Raw genomic sequence first — 6,627 nt, 5'->3', positions numbered from 1 at the left:
CGCATAGGACAGGCCGCTTGGACCTCTGAAGGAGGCCATTCCTGACTGCTGTGTTACGCACATGAATTGTTTTGCCATTGTCAAGCCGCCCTCCGTATTGTTTTTTTGATGTTGTTCTCATTAAAAAAAATAAAAAATTAAGGGGCCTTACTTGAGGTCCCTTATTTGTACCTGGCCTGCGAAGAAGGTGCAGACGAGTTCCCCTGCCGTGTAGAACATGCCCTGTGTGGCAAGTTTGTTTATGGCGAAGGGGTTCGGGTTCTTCGCACTCATTCCCGCTTCGAAGTACATTGTGGGGTAGAGGAGTGCTATTCCCAATCTGGGGATGCCTGTTCCTTCGTTCTCTGTGGTGTCCAGGATGTATATTCTGCTTATGGTGTCCTTCTCTACCGCCTGGGAGGCGATGAGGGGCAGGCCGTACACTTCTGCGACCTTGACTCCGAAGCCGATTCCCTGGTCGGTCTGGATTCCGTTGACACCAACGGTGTAGCCGACATTCTCCTTGACGACACCCTGGTACCTGACTTGCGTCTGGGCGAGGGAGATTATTCTCCACTTGGTGTCGTAGCCCGTGACAATCAGGTTGGGCCTTCCTCCTGCTGCCTGGCTTGCTGCAATGTTGTCTTCTATCATTTGCAGCGTCAAGGTTCTGTCGACGCCGCTGTTGTGGTCGACGATTGCGTTGGCCCAGGAGACCGCACTTCTGTCGATTCCGTATATGTCTTCGTCGCCTGCGTCGTAGCCGAGTGCTGTGACCTGTGCTGCTGTGGTTGCCGTTACCCTGTCGATTGACTCGAAATTGTCGCCTGCCAGGGTGTTGCAGTCCTTCAAGAGCATTTCGTTGATTCTCTTGATGTGCAGGGCTGCGAAGTACGGTCTTAACTGCTCCATGGTACCGAATGCGTCGTCGCCCTTCTTGACGAGGCCTTCGTGTTTGAAGGACACATCGAAGGTGTGAACGACTTCTTTCGGTGTGACCTGCACTTCGGCGAAGGTTGGCTTTATGGTGTCTGGGATTGCGGCCCCTTCACTCACACCGCCTGATGCTGCGGTTCCAGCGTCTGCTGTTATTACTCTGAAGCCGCTGTGCTGCCAGGGGTATTTTGGCAGGGCTGCAAACACACTTGCTTCGCTGTTGAGTTGGCTGAACACTTTGGCCCCGTACACAGCGTTGTAAACTCCTGAAGTGCTGGTCAGTACGGGATCGTCGGCCTTCTCTACTATGTTGCCTCCGTAGAATGCGGAGAGCATTTCATGGATTGTTTTGTACTGCTGTACCATTCTTACTCCCCTCCGAGTTCTTTCATTATGCCGTCGAGTTCGGACCACGACTTTTTAACTTTGCCGTAGACCATGTCGAGTGCCAGATTGCTGTACTTCTGGACTTTGTTGTAGTTTGGCCTGTCTGTTGTCACTTTCTTCAACTCCATCATTTTCTTGACCGTTTTGGTCAGTTTGCGGATCTCGCCTTTGAGCACATCCAGGTCGTTTGGATCTTTGGTGTCTTCTCCTTCTGGCTGGCCTGCTGTGGTGTTTCCAGGCACAGGCACATTCTCCGCTGATTTTTCGGTTTCGTCTTCTTCGTCTTCTTCTTCTCCTGCTGCTGGCGGGAGTTCTTCTTCCTGCTGGTCTTCTTCTTCCAGGTCGTCGTCAGGAGCCACTTTTTTAAGGAGGGCCTTGACGGTGAGGTATTCCTCCTTGGTGAGTGGTTCTCCAGACGCCATCTTCTGCATTGCAACATCACTGATGTCGCCTTTGTCTGTTTTCATATTGCTCTCACCCTTGTTTGTTTTTCTTCCTTCCAGGACTGCTTTGAACACTCCTGGTTTGAGAGAAGATTTTGATTTTTCGCTTTTTTCTCCTTCTTCCATTCCAATCTTCCAGAGTTCGTCGATGATGGGCTTGACGACTTCTGGTTTGACTCCGTACTGCTGTGCGAGTTCTTGCGTGACGGATTCTCTTGGATCGTTGGCTCCTGCTTCCAGGGCTTGGTCGAGCATGTGTGCGGCATCGCTTTCTAACTCTTTCCTGTCCTGTTCTGACAGTGAACCGCTGGATTCGCCCTCTTTCGGAGGATTCTCCCCACTGTCTGGGCTGGGTTCTGGGTTGACGCCTTCTGTTTCGTAATACTTGCCGCCGTGAGGCCCTTCCTGGACTTTGGCCCCTTTGGGCGGTTCTTCTCCTGGTTTGAGATAGTGTCTTGCTTTTTCCATGCTCTTTCCCTCCACATTTCTCATAATCGTTGCGCAGTACGCTTGCGGGTTGTCTTTGTCCTGGTTTTGCCTTACGCAATCGTCGAAGTCCTTGTATCCTGCGAAGGGCTTCTGTACGAGTCCTTTTTTGAGGAGTTGTAAGGCCTGAATCGCATCGTCAATCTGGCTGGGTGTTGCTTTGGTGCTTTTTGCGACTGCGCTTACTGCTTGGTTGAGTGCGAGTTGGTTTGCGGGGCTGTAAACGGTGGCTGTTTCGTAATGCTCGAAGCCCCGCAGGACTCTTGTGGGGAGGCCGTCTTCCACTACGATTTCTACATCTTTGTTCCTGCCGCCCAGGGAACTACCTGTTCTTTTTCCTTCTTGGATTTCCTTCCATACTTGGTCGAGGTAGTCGGTTCCGCTGTATATTTTGTTGAGTTGGAGGATTCCCAGGCGCCCATTGGTCGCTGGGTGCGGCATTACCTTCCAGGCAAGGGTTCTGCCTACGATGTCGTTGGAGTGCATGTCCGTGACGACTCCTCCCCTTTCCATTTGGGCCTTTTGCTGCTCGATTGCTTCCTCTATGGGGATTTTTTCGCCTTCTTTGTCCCTGACATCTACTGTGGAAAAAGTGGCGTACAGTCGGTCTTTGGCGTTCTCAACGGCCTTTTTGATTTCTTCCAGGTCGTTGGATTCCCTGAATATTTTGATGACTTCCCAGGTTTCCAGCCCGTTTTTGTTCTCCTGTTTTCTCACATAAAAAGTCATTTTTACCGCCTGTTCTTATTGCAGTCCCATTTCCTGGATTGTTTCCATTGCACTCCTGGTGAGGAATGGAAAGGGTTGTATTCCTCTTTGCTCTATTGCCTTGGCTATGGCCCAGGCCGCTTTTTTTGCTTCTTTCGGCTTGAGTTTGAGTTTTCTCTCACACCACTTTTGGAGTTCTCCTGGGGGAGGCATGCTTCCTGGCAGCCGCCCAAATTCCACCCATTCCGCATAATCGGCTGGGTACACTATGGTTTTTTCCAGGGGTTTTCTCTCGATGTTTGCTGTTTTGAGGAGGTTTCCCGTGTCGACTTTGCCTTCTTCTGCAAGTTTGGTCTGGCTTTTCTCGAACACCCTGTCGATGAATTCGTTCAGGGCTTTGTCCAGCACTTCGATGATTGCCTGTTCGTTCTGTCGTTCTTCCTGGTTCATTTTTGGCCTACCTTAACGAAGGTGTGCCTGCACTGGTAGTGCGCTACGGGTGCGTCTTTGTCGATTGTGAAGTCGGGGAAGTCCTTCTTGCTTTCCTCCTCGATGATTCTGACGAGTTCGTCGAATGGCACACCGTTTTTGGTTCTCTGCATTATTCGCTTGCAGGTCCTGGTTGTTCTGTGGTCGTCAGGCCCTACCCATTTGTACAGGAATTTGTTTTCTGGATCGGCCTTGCGGTACTGGTTGATTCTTGCTGCAGCGCTTACTTTTCCCGTTTCGGTCCTGGCGATATTTTCTGCTCGGTGTTCTGCCAGGTCTGTGAGTTCCTGGATTCTCTTTTGGAGTTTTCTGGTTGTGAGGCCCTGGCCTGTTTTGTAAGCGTCTTTTATGATTTCGTGAATTCCCTTTGCGAGTTCCTTGGAGAGGCCTGCGAATGCTTCTGTGAGGACTTTTTGGGTTTGGAGTGTTTTTATTGCTTCCAGGTCTTTGTCGCCGAATCCGAGTTTTTTGCCGAGTTCCTTTTCGGCTTCCCTCATTGCTTTTTTATAGTGGGCTTCTATGAGTTTGTCCGCTGTCTTTTTGAGTTCTGGAGTGAGTTTGTCCTGGATTTCCTTTGCGATCTTCTTGAGTTGTGCTGGGGTGGGCTTTTTTTTAAGTCCTTTCATTCGTTCCTGGATTTCTTTTGTGAGCAGGTCTGCCAAGCGAGTGTATCCTTCTCTACCCTTCTTTTCGACTTTTTTTTTGGCTGACATTTCGAAAGGTTCGGGCTGTCTTTGCTCCATGAGAGCATCCCTGATGCCTATTTTGCGGTCTATGGACTCCCAATCGATGAGGTCTGGATCTTCTCCTCTGTGAATTGCGGATGCGACTTCTACTGCGAAGTCGTAGTAGTTTTTGCCGAAGAGGCGTCGTAGGTGTGGCTTGTTTGCCAACCAGCGTTTTGCTGCTTCCAGGTCTTCCTGGGTGTATGAGGTCTGGTCTGCTTCCATCATTTCGTATGCTGCTTCGAGTTCTTCTGGTGTCATGTCTTCAGGATCCTTCTCCAGGAGGGTTCGCCTGTTGATTTTTGGCTCACTCCAATAGTATGTTGCTCCCCCAGGGCCTTGTCTGGTTTTTGCTCCTTCTGGAGGTTTACTTCCTGGTTTGAGGTACACCCATCCCTTTTCGCTTTTGGCCTGTTCTGGCATTCCTGATATGTTCCTGGACGGTTCGGGTTCTCCTGTGAATCTTGGCCTGGACGGTTCTATTCCTGGTTCCTGCCTGTTGGCGAGTGCTGCCGAAAACAGTCCGCCCATGTCCTGGGAGGGGTTTTGGATTTCTCCGTCTTCGATGATGACTTCTCCTGTTCTCCTGTCATACCTGGCTTTGAGGCCGAGTTCTGCTGCGGCCTTGCCGTTCTGCAGTGCTTGCTGGATTCTCTGGAGTTTTGCCATTTCGTCCTGTTCTTCGGATGGTCGCAGTCGGATTATCCATCCCTGGGCTTTGAGGGCGTCCCTTATGGCTGCGAGGAATTTGCGGTTGTACAGGTTTTGCGCTGCTTCGACGGCCCTGTTGGTTACGGTGTACTGGAGTCCTTCGTTGTTAAGGCCGCCTGAAGTGCTGACATCGTTCATGAGTATTGGGCTGACTCCGTACAGGAAGCCCAGGGCGAGTTTGAATTCTTGCCTTTGGTCGCTGAATTGGAGTTCGTCCATGCTTTTCATGAAGTCGACGAATTCCATTACTTTGGTTTGGCCGTTTCCTCCTGTGGCTGCTGGAGGGATTCCTATGATTCCTGGCAGGTGCGGGTTCTCTTTGGCTCTCTCTATCATGTCGTCCCAGGCCTTTTTCATGCTTTCCCTGTTGGCCACATAGAATGCGAGGAGGCCTTTGGGAGGTCTTTTGCCTTCATAAAGTTCGAGGAAGTATTTGTCCTGGTACTGGAGGGTTCTGACCTTTTGCCAGGCCGTTATTATGGGGCTGAATCCTTCAGGCCTGTACCTGGTTGCGTGGACTATTTCCCACTCGAAGAAGTAGTATTCGCCTTTTTCGCTGGTTTGCTTCCACCATACAGGGTAGAGTTTTTCTCCCGTTACTGGATGGTAGTCCCTGTTTGTGAACACTTGGCTTCTGTCGCTTGGTGCCGCCTTGAGGGTGTTTCCCTGGTCGTCTTTTCCGAATTCGTCGGCGTTGTTCTTGATTGCCATCATTGTTGCTGGGTGTAGTCGGATTGCTTCGACGAATTCTTTGTCTGTGATTTCTCCTGTGCTGTCTACAAAGTAGTCGTACCGAATCCACATATAAGCGTGGTCTATTATGTTGATGTCGTCTTCGAGTTGTTCCAGAAGTTCTATGATGCTCTGGCCGTTCAGGTTTATCCTTTCGAGTTTGGCCAGGATTTCCTTGCGGCTTTTGTGTTGGAACGGTGTTTCTTCTTCCCTGTCTGTGTTTTCTGTGTCCTGGTCCTGGCTCTCGATGACTTCGATTCCGTTCCTGAAGATTTCAGTTCTTAAAGCCCTGTGCATTCCTGTGAGGACATCGCTGTATTTTGCTACGGTATAAACTGTGTCTGGAGGGAAAGGATAATAAGGTACTACGCTTTCGGGCTTGTAGAGGTCGCCTGCGGCTGGCCTGGTTGCTCTTTTCCACTTGCCGAGTTCTTTTTTGAGGGCTTCGACTTCGGCTTTGAAGAATTTCTCTTTAAATGTTCTGAAGGGATTCGGGATGTTCATTTTTGGGAGAGTTCCAGGTTTTTGCTTGCATAACTTATCCCTTCGCTTCTATTTAAACTTTTCGTTGTTTTGGTTAAAAAATGGTTCCTGTCGGATCTTCGAAGACCATCCATTCGTCCTGGGTGAGTTCGAAGAACATTCGCATCATGAAAGCGTCGCCGTAGTCGGGGCTTCTGCCGATGTTCTGTTTTATTGCGTCTTTGGTGAGGATTGCGAGTTTGCCGTCTTTGTCTGGATCCTTCATTTGGTATTGTTCTATGTCTGTGATGAGTCCTTCTTTGATGTGTTCTGGGATTTCTTTATAAACGCTGATTTTCTCCTGGTTTATGTAGTCGGCTGCTTTGAAGGTGCATTGGCTTTTCAGGTTTGCGTAGTTCCTCTTGACTCCTTGCTCAGGGATTGGTTTGCTGTTGTTGACGAATCCTTTGACGCCTTCTATTTCGTCTACGACTCCGCCGCCGACTCCGTCTTCGTCTATTACTACTCTGCTTGGGGGGATGTCGTATTGTTCCATGAGTGCTTGGATG

Annotated in this window: 5 protein-coding genes; all 5 read right to left on the bottom strand. The window is 49.9% G+C overall.

The annotated features are described in order from the left end of the window. Positions 1-147: 147 nt before the first annotated feature. Positions 148-1,281, bottom strand: a complete 1,134-nt coding sequence (locus tag D6783_04565) for a hypothetical protein (GenBank protein RME52498.1) — start codon at positions 1,279-1,281, stop codon at positions 148-150. 2 nt (positions 1,282-1,283) lie between these two features. Next, positions 1,284-2,948: a hypothetical protein gene (locus D6783_04560; GenBank protein ID RME52497.1), complete on the bottom strand. Its 1,665-nt coding sequence runs from the start codon at positions 2,946-2,948 to the stop codon at positions 1,284-1,286. 27 nt (positions 2,949-2,975) lie between these two features. Further along, positions 2,976-3,389: an HK97 gp10 family phage protein gene (locus D6783_04555; protein RME52496.1), complete on the bottom strand. Its 414-nt coding sequence runs from the start codon at positions 3,387-3,389 to the stop codon at positions 2,976-2,978. Further along, on the bottom strand, positions 3,386-6,100 hold the full coding sequence (locus tag D6783_04550; protein ID RME52495.1) for a phage portal protein: 2,715 nt from the start codon (positions 6,098-6,100) through the stop codon (positions 3,386-3,388). The genes D6783_04555 and D6783_04550 overlap by 4 nt, the downstream gene beginning before the upstream one ends. Positions 6,101-6,173: 73 nt before the next feature. Next, positions 6,174-6,627: phage portal protein (locus D6783_04545; protein ID RME52494.1), on the bottom strand; the 454-nt coding region annotated here is incomplete at its 5' end.

The sequence above is a fragment of the Candidatus Woesearchaeota archaeon genome (assembly GCA_003694805.1).
Classification (GTDB): Archaea; Nanobdellota; Nanobdellia; order Woesearchaeales; family J110; genus J110.
The sequence above is the reverse complement of the archived record's forward strand: the minus strand, read 5'-3'. Positions and strand labels throughout refer to the sequence as shown.

What these genes read in the sequence shown, in the direction of transcription:
- D6783_04565 (RME52498.1), bottom strand. Translation starts at nt 1,281, where the DNA reads ATGGTACAGCAGTACAAAACAATCCATGAAATGCTCTCCGCATTCTAC.
- D6783_04555 (RME52496.1), bottom strand. Translation starts at nt 3,389, where the DNA reads ATGAACCAGGAAGAACGACAGAACGAACAGGCAATCATCGAAGTGCTG.
- D6783_04550 (RME52495.1), bottom strand. Translation starts at nt 6,100, where the DNA reads ATGAACATCCCGAATCCCTTCAGAACATTTAAAGAGAAATTCTTCAAA.